We start from the raw sequence: 1,749 nt of genomic DNA on the forward strand, positions 1-1,749 counted from the left end.
GGCGTCGGCAAGACCGAGCTGTGCAAGTCGCTGGCCGAGTTCCTGTTCGACAGTGCCGACGCGATGATCCGCATCGACATGAGCGAGTTCATGGAGAAGCACAGCGTCGCCCGCCTGATCGGTGCGCCCCCGGGCTATGTCGGCTACGAGGAAGGTGGCTACCTGACCGAGGCCGTGCGTCGTCGCCCGTATTCGCTGATCCTGCTCGACGAGGTGGAGAAGGCGCATCCGGATGTGTTCAACATCCTGCTGCAGGTGCTGGACGATGGCCGCCTGACCGACGGCCAGGGCCGCACGGTGGACTTCCGCAACACCGTCATCGTGATGACCTCGAACCTGGGCTCGCATCAGATCCAGGACATGAGCACCGACGACAGCCCGGAGGCCTACACGCAGATGAAGGCGGCCGTGATGGGCGTGGTGCAGGCGCACTTCCGTCCGGAGTTCATCAACCGCCTGGACGACATCGTCGTGTTCCACCCGCTGGACAAGCAGCAGATCAAGCAGATCGCACGCATCCAGATGCGCGGGCTGGAGAAGCGGCTGGCCGAGCGTGGGTTGAAGCTGGCGGTCTCCGATGCGGCGTTCGATCTGCTCGGCAACGTCGGCTTCGACCCGGTGTATGGCGCGCGTCCGTTGAAGCGGGCGATCCAGTCGCAGCTGGAGAATCCGCTGGCGCAGCAGATCCTGTCCGGCGCGTTCGTTAACGGTGACACCATCGAAGTCGGCAATGAGGGTGGGCATTTGGTCTTCAGGAGTACCTGATAGAGCCGAGCGGGGTGACCATATCGACAAGGGCCGGCACCGCTCGTGGCATTGCAGTTCCAGACAACCCAGGGTGAAGATGATGGGCAAGATCATTGGTATCGATTTGGGCACGACCAACTCATGCGTGGCGATCATCGAGGGCACAAAGGCCCGCGTGATTGAGAACTCAGAAGGCGATCGCACCACGCCGTCGATCGTTGCATACACCAAGGAAGGGGAAATCCTGGTGGGCGCACCTGCCAAGCGCCAGGCGGTCACTAACGCGAAGAACACCTTCTACGCCGTAAAGCGTCTGATTGGACGGAAGTTTGAGGATCCTGAGGTCCAGAAGGATCTTGGCCTAGTCCCATTCAGCATTATTTCCCACGACAATGGCGATGCGTGGGTGGCTACCAGCGACGGCAAGAAGATGGCGCCGCAGGAAATCTCGGCCAAGGTGCTGGAAAAGATGAAGAAGACCGCCGAGGACTTCCTCGGTGAGAAGGTCACCGAAGCGGTCATCACCGTACCGGCCTACTTCAACGACAGCCAGCGCCAAGCCACCAAGGACGCCGGCCGCATCGCCGGCCTGGACGTCAAGCGCATCATCAATGAGCCGACCGCGGCTGCGCTGGCCTATGGCCTGGACAAGGGCGACAACAAGGATCGCAAGATCGTGGTGTACGACCTGGGCGGCGGCACCTTCGACGTCTCGATCATCGAGATTGCCACTGTCGACGGTGAAAAGCAGTTCGAAGTGCTGGCCACCAACGGCGACACGTTCCTGGGCGGCGAGGACTTTGACAAGCGGGTTATTGACTACCTTGTGGATGAGTTCAACAAGGAACAGGGTATTGACCTGCGCAAGGATCCGCTGGCCCTGCAGCGCCTGAAGGACGCCGCCGAACGCGCCAAGATCGAGCTGTCCAGCGCCCAGCAGACCGAAGTGAACCTGCCGTACGTCACCGCTGACGCGTCGGGTCCGAAGCACCTGAACATCAA

General features: G+C 61.3%; 2 protein-coding genes. Both read left to right on the forward strand.

Features of this window, described 5'->3' with window-relative positions:
• Positions 1-765: AAA family ATPase (locus ACM0PK_RS21600; protein WP_495498554.1), on the forward strand; the 765-nt coding region annotated here is incomplete at its 5' end.
• A gap of 82 nt (positions 766-847) precedes the next feature.
• A partial coding sequence (locus ACM0PK_RS21605; RefSeq protein ID WP_495498555.1) for an Hsp70 family protein occupies positions 848-1,749 on the forward strand: 902 nt, incomplete at its 3' end.

Origin of the sequence: Stenotrophomonas sp. FR010, from assembly GCF_047520755.2 — a bacterium.
Lineage (GTDB): Bacteria > Pseudomonadota > Gammaproteobacteria > Xanthomonadales > Xanthomonadaceae > Stenotrophomonas > Stenotrophomonas sepilia.